This is a genomic window from Aestuariibaculum sediminum, assembly GCF_014596945.1.
Taxonomy (GTDB): domain Bacteria; phylum Bacteroidota; class Bacteroidia; order Flavobacteriales; family Flavobacteriaceae; genus Aestuariibaculum; species Aestuariibaculum sediminum.
Map to the genome: position 1 here is coordinate 176885 of NZ_JACVXB010000007.1, position 12286 is coordinate 189170.

Annotated in this window: 9 protein-coding genes, 1 tRNA gene and 1 pseudogene; 1 reads left to right on the forward strand and 10 read right to left on the reverse strand. The window is 33.6% G+C overall.

The annotated features are described in order from the left end of the window. Positions 1–104: 104 nt before the first annotated feature. The 7 genes from ICJ83_RS14590 to ICJ83_RS14620 form a co-directional block, all read right to left on the reverse strand. Positions 105–2948, reverse strand: a complete 2844-nt coding sequence (locus tag ICJ83_RS14590) for a type I restriction endonuclease subunit R (RefSeq protein ID WP_188231140.1) — start codon at positions 2946–2948, stop codon at positions 105–107. Further along, positions 2949–4073: a pentapeptide repeat-containing protein gene (locus tag ICJ83_RS14595; protein WP_188231141.1), complete on the reverse strand. Its 1125-nt coding sequence runs from the start codon at positions 4071–4073 to the stop codon at positions 2949–2951. Positions 4074–4100: 27 nt separating this feature from the next. Continuing rightward, positions 4101–5483 carry a hypothetical protein gene (locus ICJ83_RS14600; RefSeq protein WP_188231142.1) on the reverse strand — a complete coding sequence of 461 codons (1383 nt, stop codon included), beginning with the start codon at positions 5481–5483 and terminating at the stop codon, positions 4101–4103. A gap of 81 nt (positions 5484–5564) precedes the next feature. Further along, the gene (locus ICJ83_RS14605) at positions 5565–6122 is read right to left on the reverse strand and encodes a hypothetical protein (protein WP_188231143.1); all 558 of its coding nucleotides are present in this window, start codon (positions 6120–6122) and stop codon (positions 5565–5567) included. Beyond that, on the reverse strand, positions 6115–7311 hold the full coding sequence (locus ICJ83_RS14610) for a PDDEXK-like family protein (RefSeq protein ID WP_188231144.1): 1197 nt from the start codon (positions 7309–7311) through the stop codon (positions 6115–6117). Before ICJ83_RS14610 ends, ICJ83_RS14605 begins: the two co-directional genes overlap by 8 nt. Positions 7312–7326: 15 nt before the next feature. Then, a complete protein-coding gene (locus ICJ83_RS14615) occupies positions 7327–8451 on the reverse strand; it encodes a restriction endonuclease subunit S (RefSeq protein ID WP_317173296.1) in 1125 nt (374 codons plus the stop codon). Between the two features lie 17 nt (positions 8452–8468). Then, a complete protein-coding gene (locus ICJ83_RS14620; protein WP_188231146.1) occupies positions 8469–10070 on the reverse strand; it encodes a type I restriction-modification system subunit M in 1602 nt (533 codons plus the stop codon). Between the two features lie 96 nt (positions 10071–10166). On the opposite strand from ICJ83_RS14620, the gene ICJ83_RS14625 reads away from it, so the two are divergent. Beyond that, complete coding sequence (locus ICJ83_RS14625) at positions 10167–10394, forward strand: hypothetical protein (protein WP_188231147.1); 228 nt, start codon at positions 10167–10169, stop codon at positions 10392–10394. 76 nt (positions 10395–10470) lie between these two features. Here ICJ83_RS14625 and ICJ83_RS14630 read toward each other — a convergent pair whose 3' ends face one another. The 3 genes and pseudogenes from ICJ83_RS14630 to ICJ83_RS14640 form a co-directional block, all read right to left on the reverse strand. Continuing rightward, on the reverse strand, positions 10471–11691 hold the full coding sequence (locus ICJ83_RS14630; protein ID WP_188231148.1) for a site-specific integrase: 1221 nt from the start codon (positions 11689–11691) through the stop codon (positions 10471–10473). A 203-nt stretch (positions 11692–11894) separates the two neighbouring features. Beyond that, positions 11895–11969 (reverse strand) — tRNA-Pro (locus tag ICJ83_RS14635). A 113-nt stretch (positions 11970–12082) separates the two neighbouring features. Beyond that, a pseudogene (locus tag ICJ83_RS14640) lies at positions 12083–12286 on the reverse strand (thioredoxin-disulfide reductase); the annotation flags it as partial.

Below are 12286 nucleotides of genomic sequence, written 5' to 3' on the forward strand. Positions count from 1 at the left end.
AACGATCATTTCATACCACAAGACTCGGAAATTAATATGAATTTCTAAAATCTTTTAAAGCCAAATCCAGCAATACTTTTCACCAAAGAACAACAAAATATAAATTAACTTACCCCTACACCGTTAATAAACGTTTTAACGAAGTTTATGATTTTAGTGGTTACACGGTTGCTTATTGTTTCTCGTTGTAAAACGCTTGGTTGTTGGTTTAAAGCATCAATTATTTTGTCTTCTGTAGCCATACGCCCTGTAAATAGGTAGTCATTAATTATGTGCTCTACCTTATCTTTATTTAAGGCTTCCTCTGTGCTTAATTTATCTAAAGCAACCTTCGTCTCTTCTTCCCAGTATGAGTTAAAATGACCGTCTATATCACCGTCATCTTTAATGTTAGGTAGGTTCTGTAAAATAAACTTTTCAATAAGCTCTTTTTTACTTCTCAGCTCGGTTTCCCCTGCTACGATGTCTAAAATCTCTTTTTGCTTTTTAGTCTGTTCGTCTTTAGAAGCATTCTTTAACTCTGCCAGTAATCTAAGTATGTAAGCGACGTTAATCTCATCACGGTGTATTAACTCTAACTCGAAATCTATCTCATCTAAAACAGAGACCGCTTCCTTTTGGTGGTTAGTTTTTATCTTATCGTGTAGGTCTAAATATTTACTTGAATAATCTACGAATTCCTGCTCTTTCATGTAGGTATCATCAAACTTGAAATCTGTAAATGATGCTAAGATGTTTTTAAGACGCATTATTTCCCTGAATGCTTTAGCAAACGCTAACTCTTCATCTTCCGTCTCTAAATCGTTCACACTATCCACTGTAGGAGCAATGCTCATTAATTGTTTATACGCTTTATTAAACGCCTTTAAATGCTCTTCGTAAGGTGCTATAATAATCGTTTCTTTGGCATTCTTATCTGAAAACAATCCAATCGCATCATCGGTGTCTTTTTTAAGGTTACGGAAGGCTAATATATTCCCCTGAGACTTCTTCTCGTTTAGAACTCTGTTGGTTCGGGAATACGCCTGTATTAAACCGTGATATTTAAGGTTCTTATCAACATACAAGGTGTTTAGCGGTTTGCTATCAAATCCCGTTAGGAACATATTAACCACTAACAAAATATCTATCTGTCTATTACGAACTCGCTTAGAAATGTCTTTTTTATAGTTTAAAAACGTATTGCCATCTTTTGCTGAATGTCTGGTTAGAAACATACTGTTGTAGTCCGCTATAAATTCGTCTAGCTTATCCCTACTCGCCTTTTGATATTCCGTTTCTGGTTCGGCAGCCATATCATAATTCTCTTCAGGAATATTACCATCTGCATTTTTATCCTCTTCATTTTCGGTATAAGTAAAAATGGTGGCTATTTTTAAATTATGTTCGCCTGCTTCTTTTTTGGCTTTAAACAGCTCATAATATTTAATAAGCACATCAACAGTACTTACACAAAACATTGCCGTAAACGTGCGATTATAGGTCTTACGGTTATGGTTACTTATTATGTAGTTTGCTATAAGCTCAACATACTGGTCGCTTTCATAAACTTCTTTCTTGTCGATTCCTTCGACCTGCACATCTTCTATACCGTGCTTTTGCTTAAATACGTTATAGTACTCAATAGAGAACTTTAATACGTTTTCGTCTCGAATGGCGTCAGTTATGACATAACGGTGTAAGCAATCGTTAAACAGGTTTGCTGTGGTTTGTTTTATACTCTTTTTACTAACAGCATTCTTAACGAAAATGGGCGTACCAGTAAAACCGAATAACTGATGGTTTGTAAAATAATTGACTATACGTTGATGCGTATCTCCAAACTGTGAACGATGGCACTCATCGAAAATAAAAACGATTTTATCATCCTTTAATCGTTCAATTTGATTCCTGAACTTAACCTTAGAAATCGCAGCATTTAACTTTTGTATGGTAGTTACCATTAACGGGCGACTATCGTCTAAGAACTGCTCAACAAGCATCTTGGTGTTCTCAGTTCCATCTATACTGTCTTTTTGGAACGCTCTAAACTCTTTAACTGTCTGGTCATCTAAATCCTGTCTATCAACAACGAAAACAACCTTTTTAATCTTGGGGTTATTGGTTAATATCTGACTTGCCTTAAATGAAGTTAAGGTCTTCCCTGAGCCTGTTGTATGCCATATATAACCGTTTTTTGTACTGTTTTTAACTCGGTCTATGATTGCCTCTACCGCAAAGAACTGATAAGGTCTTAGCACCATAAGTATCTTATCACTTTCATGTAACACAATATACTTGGTTATCATTTTAGCGATATGGCACGGCTCTAAAAACACAGATGCGAAATCGGTTAACTGCGTTATATTGCTGTTATTCTCCTTACTCCAAAAAAAGGTTTGTTTAAAGCTTTGTTTCGGGCTATTGGCGTAATACTTCGTGTTAACACCATTACTTATAACAAAAATCTGTACATACTGAAAAAGTGCATGATTTGAAGCGAATGAATCTCTCTGGTAACGTTGAATTTGATTAAACGCTTCTTTAAGCTCAATACCTCGGCGTTTTAACTCTATTTGCACTAACGGCAGTCCATTTATAAGTATTGTTACATCGTAACGATTTTCACGCTTACCGTTTATTGTGATCTGGTTTGTTACCTGAAACTGATTTTGACACCAAAAATCCTGATTAATAAACTCGATATAACTTTTATCGCCACTATCACGTAATAAGACAAACTTATCTCGAAGAGTTTTAGCCTTTTCGAAAATGTTACCCTTACCTAAGTGAAGGAGAATTTTATTAAACTCAGTATCGGAAAACGAGGTATTATTATGCTTTTCAAGCTGTGACTTAAGGTTAGTTACTAAATCGGATTCTGTTTTAATTGTTACCGATTTATGCCCTAAACCCTGTAATTGCGTTATTAAATTGTTTTCTAATACTTGTTCTGGTTGTGTTGTCATTTATCTGTATTTTCTAAAAGCTTGAATTGTTTGGTAAGTTCCATAACCAACTAAAACTCTTCCTATATAGTTAAAAACATAGAACGCCAAACCAAAATCATCAATTTCATAAATCTCCTTTAAATTACTTATCCGATGAATCGGATTTAATGTTAAAATAAAACCCTTTATATTTTGAAATAAGTTACCCCAAAAATCATCCAATGTCAATGTAAAATTACCCGAAGTAACAATAGAAAGAAAATACGTAACAACCGCAACTATAAATGTAAATTTAATACCTTGTTTAAAAGAACTTCGATGTTTATTCGACCAATTATTAAAAAGAAAAATCAACCTGTCATTGCTAAAAAAAACGACCCTCGATTCTTTCATATATTGAGAATGTGCTTGCTTCTCCAAGCTTTCGTAAGTTAAAGACTCTATCACATTATGAACCTTTAAAAACTTCTCTTTAATTATTCTAAAAGTCTCTCTTTTGTTTTTTGTTGGTATTTCTCCTGTGCGCGAAACACATATTTGAAAATGTTCAGTATCGGATTGAATATTTTCACTATCAAAATTAGATAATTTAAAATCATAAATTCCTACTTCACCGGTAATTATAGAAAGTGATAAATCCAAACCTTTTTTAAGACTAATACCTCTTAAAATCATCATTTTTTCAACCAATGTATATGTGAATAGTAGATTTTCATTAAATGTTACAGAAGACAAAACTAGAATTCCCAAGAAATTTGTTTTATAAAAAATTGTTCTCTTGTGAAATGTTGAACCCCAAAAATCAACCAAATCATTAAAAACCGTATTATTAAATAAAGCAAGACCTTTATACTCGTTTTTTTGAAATCGTACTTTTTGCGGAAAAACAGCTCCCGAAATATCAAAGTCCTTCTCGAAAGTACAATCGTTAATATACAACTTTCCTTGAACAGTTCTTTTAATAAAAAAATCTTCTTTAAAAATACAATTATGGAATTTAATGTTTTGAATTGGCGGATTTAATTCTAATGAAAAGTTAATTATCAAATTAGAATATTCTCCATGCCATGTATATCCATTTCCCGCTCTAACTTGCTGTCCATTTAAAGTTTGAAGTTCAAGTAGGGTATTAATTTCTCTCATATATTATATTAACCTTAAATTCTGTTATTATTTAACTAAATCCCCAAAGAAGAAACTACTTGCGAAACCGAACATATGTTTACTTCCTTCGAGTGTTTTAGTTTCTTTCCATTGAAGCTCTATGTTCACTTTAGACTCTCCTTTTTTATTTTTTAAACTTAGCGGCACTCCTAACTTCCAGTTAACAGCATCATAAGTACCGAAATTCTTCTCAATAGCAGGACTGAAGCCAACTTTGTTATCTACAAAAAATAACGCTACTTCCGCTTTAAGAGAGGTTGTAACGAATCTTTTGTATTCGTCTACCTCGATAGCAGATACAGGTTCTGTAAGATTAGATATACCATCTTCGACGTAAATCGACTGAAAGCTCTTTGCTTTATCTCCGTTAACTTCAATATTACTATTTCCTTTAACACCTCCTATAAGTTTTCCGAAAAGAGAAACTCCACTTGGCTTTTGTACGTAAAAATTATAGGAAGCATTTGTATTAAATGCATAGTATTGCACTTTTGTAGCCTCATTATTTGATAATATAGGTGTTATGTCATATTTTTTATCACCAACGGGCAAATAGCCCTCTATAGTAGCCCACCAATTAAACATAAATGTATATAGCTTGTTATCGTCAACATATTTAAGCTCCTCACGAATCATTTCTTCATAGAATTCATCCATTTTATCCTTCATACTCTCCTTTGTTTCACTTGCTGCATTAACAGGCGTATAAATTGCATTGTTCTTCTCCTTTATTGAAGGAAGTTCATCCCTACCATACTTCTTTACTTTCTCGTCGTAAGTATAGTATAAAAATTCTCTGTTTGCCTCTATATTTTCTCTATGGCTTACCGCTTTAGCGCTACCGCTTGTTCCCCAACCTATTCTACCTGAGCCTATTTTGGTGAATTTTATATTTACACCAATGTTATCTTCAAATAAATCGCCTCCATCAGCAATATTTGCGAAGCCATTACTCTCTTTAATTTTAGCACCTATACTAGCTACCCAACACAAAGGATTTAAGACTTCTCCTCCTCGATTATCAAAATTATAACCAAATGAAAACTCGTCATCTGTAGTATCTAAATTAAAATAAGCCTCTTGCAATGATAAATCCCCTGAAGTATTAAAAGCTGTTGCGATTTTTTCGGCAAACAATAGGTTAAGCATTCCGTTTGGGTACAACGGCAAATTCTCGCCCTCTGGATTTCTTTTTTTGTATTCTTTTTGGGTCTGAGTAAGTTCTTTTCTGAATCTAGTCACAGGGCTTTCAATAACTTCTTGAAGGCTCACATCAAACTTTAAAGAGGTAGGTGTTTCATCACTGGTAAGTTTTAAAGATGTCTTATCCTGTGCATAACTGAAACCCGAAAACAAAAGGGCAGTTAATAAAATTGTAAGTGTTCTCATGTTGATTGGTTTAATGGTTTGTTTGTACTTAATTTTTGCTATAAATTAAAACTTGTGAGAACTTTCGTAAAGTTAATAATTTTATATTTTCAACCAACCTTTAAAGGAACAATCAGTTATTTTTAAATCATTATTCCTGCTAAACAACAACAATTCTAACTCAGCAAGAGAATTACAATCGTATGTTTCTAGCTGCTTTTTAGCATGTCTTATAATTTTTAAATACTCGGTTTCATCTTCCATTTTGGTCCACGGCATAACCTTTAAACCAAGCTTCCTTTGTATTATACTATCGACTGGAAAATGCGGCGGTGCAGGTATGTTTCCTAAACACCAACGATATTTTAAATACAAATTGAGTAGTTTTTGAGCGACGCCAAAATTAAACTGACCATTAGTTAAAATACTCGATGAGGTCGCCGTAAAACCCATTAAACCTTTAATATTTTCTAAATGTTCGGTTTCTGTAACAGGGGTATGATACACATTCTGTACATCATCTATATAAACTTTAAGCACACGTTTAAAGTACACCTTTTCTTTTTCGGGAACATTTTGCTTGTACACGTTTGCACGTTGAAATGCCCCGTTAATACTAAGCAACCATGTTTCATTATTTATAAAACTAGCTTTACTCATTAACATCTTTTAACGAAGCAATAAGAGTTTCACTTGCCTCACATAGCTCTAACAACTTGTCTACTACAAAATCTTTTAATTCATTTCTTCGGTTATCATCAAACAACTTGGAACGTTCTGCTGCATCATCAAAATAAAGTAAGTTCGCATAATATGGCCAAGTCGCCGACCGTCTGAACCCTGAAGTAAAAAAGTCATTCCCTTCAAGAGTATCTGTTAATTTATTTCTATCTACTAAGTCAGAAGGTGCTTTAATACCGTAAATAGACTTTTGCCATGGCATTTTTGAGGCGCCTTCTAATTTTATCTGAATATTAACCTCCCAGCTTTGGTTAGTTATAACAATACCCTTCCAGGGTTGACTTAAATCATCATCAGCTATAACCTTCCAATCGTCATTTAAATTATTTACTAATTTATCAGCTACTTCTTTTACAAACCTCTCAACCGCTTCCATTTCAACATCACTAATAGCACTACTAATGGTTTGTGCTGCGTTGTAATTATCTTTAATAAGTTTGTGTATTTCTTTTTCCATTGTTTTATCAGATAATTGATTGGTAAGCTTTTTTAATAAGATAATATATTGCTTTATCGACTCTCTAAGAATAGGTGTGTCTACCGATTCCTTTAAGCAATCTTCTAACCATTCTATAATGTCTGTTTTATAAGAAATGCAATAGTAATCTTCACCTTCTTTAAGTTCGCATTTACTTTCTTTTGATGCCTCTTTTCCTTTAAGTGTTAAGTAATATACCGTATTAAAACCTTTATTGTGGTTGCAATAGCGTTGAATTTGAACATTCTGGTCTGGAGCATAAATTTTATTCTCTACACAAATACTATTCGTTTGGTCTGTAATATAAATATCTACTCTCCCACCCCTCTGCTGACAATCGTCCCGAACACCAATGTGTTTCTCTAATGAAACAGTTGACTGCTCTATTTTTATACGATTATCATTAATTTTATTTAAAAATATCTTTAAAAACAAATCACCTTTTAAATGCGTTCCCTTAGGGTTAAGCAATTCGCCTATAAAAGCGGAATGTGTACTATTTTCTTGGTGTTCCATTTTTAATATAGAAAACACATTGAAAGTCTGCCCTTTAAGCCTTGCTACCTCATTATGATGAGCAATAATTCTTTTGGTATCCTTAATTAGTTTAATCTCCTGAGTATACTTCATACGGCATAATTCTACCTAAACAAACATCTGCTGTAACAAGCCCTTTTTAAAGCTTGTTGTATTATCTATTTGCGTTTGTACTAACTCTATTTTTTTATCTATAGCAGTCAAAAAGTTGGCTATTTTGACTTGTTCATTTAAACAAGGGACTTCTACCTTAAATTCTTCAAATTGTTGTCTTGACAAATAGGCGATTGTTGTCCCACTTGATAAAACATTCAATTTTCGACTGGATAACTTCATTGTGTAATACAAAAATTCAACATTAATTTCCAGTTCATTCGGAACTAAGCCTATAAAAGTCTGATTTGTAATAAGTTTCTTTTTAACAATCGAACAAACTCCTAAATTTGCACTACAAGAGACCAACAAAGTGTTAATAGGATAAACCTTTAAGTTCATGTTAGAAACTGTTTCTAAAGAAACACCTTGATTTGATTTTGAGCCATACAGATACATTCCATCAAAATCCTCAATTCTACACCAAGGAATATCACCTATTAAATCTTTAGGTTTATCTCTCATTGGCACGATAAAATCTTTTACAAAATCCTTTAACCTCTTCTCTATCCACTCAGGATAGACATTACCATTCCCATCTTTAAACCTAAGTTCCTGTCTAAATATTTTTTGCGTCACGCCCTTTTTGTATTCCTCTAAAAGGCTTTTCTTATCATTAAGCTGGATTATTTTCGTATCGATTACTGTTAAAAAGGTGGCAATTTTTTGCTGTTCCTCGAGTTGAGGAATGTTGAGCTTTATTTTCTCTATAGTACCTTTAGACAAGCTAGGCACTCCTGACGCCTCATTATATTTATACCAATTAATTTTTTGAAATAAAGAAAATACAAACCTAGGCAAAACTCCCTTAAAACTATGTGTATAAAAAAGCGTATCAACAGTCCAAAATTTTTCATTTAAATATACTGGTTTGTCTATTGTTCCCTTTCTACCTATGCATACACTTTCCCCATCATACAAATATTCATCAACAGAAGTCATATAACCACCTGTACCATAAACAGAATAAATACCTGTGTTTAGGTGCTTATAGTCTTTACCACTACCAATTTTTAAAATATTTCCAATAAACCTTTCATCCCAAACACTTTTAAACTCAGGAAACCTTAATTTTGGCACTAACAGCTTCTCCATACTTAAAAGGGTGTTTCGATATTAAGTTGTTTACAAAAATTGGCAATTGTCAAATCTGTAGTTTCTAATTCGGTTTCTAAAGCCTTTAGTTCTTGGCTTACGGCTTTTATATCTACAGGTGCTTCTTCTTCAAAGGTATCTACATAGCGAGGTATATTCAGGTTATAGTCGTTATCTTTAATTTCCTGTAAAGATGCTCTAAAACTAAACTTATCGGTTACTTTACGCTCAGTATAATGCGTTACTATATTCTCAATGTGCTCTGGTAATAGTTTATTTTGGTTTCCTTGCTTTTCAAACTCGTTACTAGCATCTATAAACAAGACATCTTCATTAACCTCTCTACACTTTTTAATCACCAAAATACAGGTCGGGATGCTCGTTCCAAAAAAGATGTTTGCTGGTAAACCTATAACCGCATCGATATAGTTTCGATCTTCAATTAAATACTTACGAATATGTCCTTCGGCAGCACCACGAAACAGTACACCATGAGGTAATACTGTTGCCATAATACCATTATCATCTAAATGATGCACCATGTGCTGTACAAATGCAAAATCAGCTTTACTTTTAGGGGCTAATTTACCGTATTGACTAAACCTGTCATCACTTGAAAACACACCTTTAGCACTCCAATTAGCCGAAAACGGGGGATTAGCGACAATCGCCTCCGCCTTTAGGTCTATACCCATGTGCTGAGGTTCTTCTAAAGTATCTTCTTGTTTAATATCGAACTTAGAAAAATGTACGCCATGTAAAATCATGTTCATACGTGCTAAGTTATAGGTCGTACGGTTTAACTCCTGACCGTAAAAGAAGCCTACATCTTCAACTTCTTTGGCCACACGAAGCAGTAGCGACCCACTTCCGCACGTGGGGTCATACACCGATTTAATACGTTTTTTTCGAGAACTAACTATTTTAGCCAATATGGTTGAAACCTCTTGCGGGGTATAAAATTCGCCTGCTTTTTTTCCTGCACCAGCAGCAAACTGCCCAATTAAATACTCATAGGCATCCCCCAACAAATCACTTTCTGAATCTTGAAGCTGAAAATCGATTTGGTCTAAATGCGAAAGTATTTTAGCGATAATCTCGTTTTGAGCTTTAACAGTTCTTCCAAGCTTTGATGAGGTAAGGTCTAAATCCTCAAATAAACGCACAAAATCGTCTTCGGAATCTGTACCCATAGTACTTTGCTCCAGATTGTTTAAAATACGCTCTAAGTCTTCTATAATGAAGAACTGTTTTGCCTCCTGATTATCGTTAGTTTCTATTTCGGTTAGGTTGTACCCTTTCTTAGCAATACTGGCGAATAACTCCGACGGCTTTAAGAAGTAGCCTAAGTTTTTCACACAGGCTTTATGAATGGCATCGATATACATTCTACCCGTCTCTGAGTTTTCATCAATTTGCTCGTAAGTTAGATTATCAGGCTTTAAAATATCGTCGGCATATAAATGAAGCTTCTCGGAAAGGTATTTAAAGAAAATAAAGCCTAAAATGTAGTTTCTGTAATCGTCGGCATCCATCTTACCTCTTAATAGGTTGGCAATACCCCATAACTGCTTTTGCAATAAGCGCTTTTGTTCTTCTGACATAAATTAATTGTAGCTTTTCAGTATTAAAAATAAGAATCTTAATTGTAAATTCAGTAATTTCAATTAGAGCTCAAATATAACAACCCTTTAGCATTAATGAACGGTAAACAGCTATACAACTTTTATATTTCTAAAAGAAATTTCACAGGAGGCACAGAAGACACTTATGCTCAATACCTAACAACTTTATATTTTCATGTCAGCTACCAACTGTTTCCCTTACTGGAAAAAGCAGATGAGCTAAGCAAAAAACTACATATAATAGAGCATGATGACGATTTTTATCATGACAGCTATTCCACTAATGACATCCTGTTTATATAATAAAAAAATACTATTGAAATTCAACCTTTTTTAGCCAACATTCCACAGCAAATAAACAGCCAAAACAAAAATGAAACTAACCTACATTCGTTTTACCCTCCAACTTATTATGTAAATTTTCCATATCCTCACCTATTTTAGTTTCCACAACCCTTGCATAAATCTGTGTAGTGGACAACTTGGTATGCCCTAATAACTTTGAAACAGTTTCAATGGGTACGCCATTAGAAAGTGTTACTGTTGTGGCAAAGGTATGTCTGGCGACATGAAACGTTAAATTCTTTTTAATTCCACAAACATCTGCAATCTCTTTCAAATAAGAATTTAGTTTTTGATTTGAAATATTTGGAAAAATTGTTTGTTTTCCAAAAGTCTGAGGATGGCACTCATACTTTTTAATTATTTCAATGGATTTATTCAATAAAGGTATTTTAATAGGAACTTTCGTTTTTTCTCTTTGAGAATGAATCCACAATTTCCCATCAATTCCCAAACAAATATGATCTTTAGATAATTTCATTACATCTCCATAAGATAAGCCAGTATAACATGCAAAAACAAAAAGGTCCTTTATCAAATCAAGTCTAGGAATAAATAATGATTTTTTCTCAATTGCCTCCAGTTCACCTGCGTTTAAAAAGGCTCGCTCTTTCTTCTCATATTTAATGGCAAATTTTATAAACGGATCCTTAACAATCCATTCCATTTTATAAGCCAATGTTATCATTTTTCTAAGCCTTTCAAGATGCTTCATTACAGTATTTCCTCCCATTTGAGGATACCCTCTTAAGAACCTCTCAAAATCAATTATAAATTGATAGTTCAATTCCGTTAAATAAATATCATCTGTTTTTCTTTTTTGCTTTAAAAACCATGACAAATATTTATGAGTCGTATAATAATTCTTTTGAGTTCCCCAACGTAAAGTTGATTTCATATGCGTATTATGGTACTCTATAATATCAGACAGAAGATAATTCTCATTATCAACTCCTAAATAATTATTCTTAATCAAACTCGCAGAAACTAATTTCTTATCCCTACTTAAATCTTGATAAATACTAAATAATTGACCATTTACGCTCTTAAGGAAATTATTGACTAGTTTAGCCTCCTCACTCAATCCTTTAAATTTACATTTCTTTGAATCCCAATTGGTAACATTAATTCTTTTTTTCAGGGATAATTCTGCTCGCTTTCCATTAACCGTGATTCGAGCATAAAGAGGTGCTTCCCCATTTTTAACATTGGCAAGTTTTAACCAAAATAGGACACCGAAAGTACTAGAAGTTTTCATACACTTTTGCTTTAAAATTGAACATTAAAAACAAAAGTCAAATCAAAATCTCAGTTACCTATTTTGTCATCATACAGGAGGTAACCGAATAGGTAACTTATTTAAATGGACTGTATGACGGTAATAAACAACCTATAATTAACACAAGTTACTTAAAATCATACGATTACACAAAGTTTATCACTTATTATATTCCTTAAAAGTCGGGATGACAGGATTTGAACCTGCGACCACACGGCCCCCAGCCGTGTACGCTAACCGGACTGCGCCACATCCCGAATTCTAATTTTGCCCAAAGAAAATATTTTTTATCAAATATTAAAAGAATAAAATAAAAAAACCGAGGAATCTCCTCGGTTATAATAAAAATTCTCAATCTATTTTGAACTTTCTATACCGCAGCTGAAGCCTCAATTGATGACTCCTTAGCAGCTAAATAACGCTCGGCATCTAAGGCGGCCATACAACCTGTACCTGCTGCTGTTATTGCCTGACGATAAACATGGTCGGCTGCATCGCCACTTACAAATACCCCTGGCACATTTGTTTTTGCTGTTCCTGGTGTATTAATAATATACCCTGTTTCATCTAACTT